Origin of the sequence: Streptomyces silaceus (genome assembly GCF_001419745.1) — a bacterium.
Lineage (GTDB): Bacteria > Actinomycetota > Actinomycetes > Streptomycetales > Streptomycetaceae > Streptomyces > Streptomyces silaceus.
Map to the genome: position 1 here is coordinate 1 of NZ_LIRJ01000201.1, position 230 is coordinate 230.

Consider the following 230-nt stretch of genomic DNA (forward strand, 5'->3'; position numbering starts at 1 on the left):
GTGGGGGTGCTGGGGGTGGCTGCCATGTCGGGGGTCGTGCTCCTTACTCGATGATCATCAGCGCACGATCCATGCCCACCTTCATGATCATGTACCCGTCGATCTTCAATTGATGATCACGCGACAGCAGAAACAGAAGAACAGGAGCCAGGACGGTCCGGCAGGTTCAGCCGTATCCGGAATCCAAGAGGATGGCAAAGCAGAAGAACCGGGGTGCGAGCGACGACCGG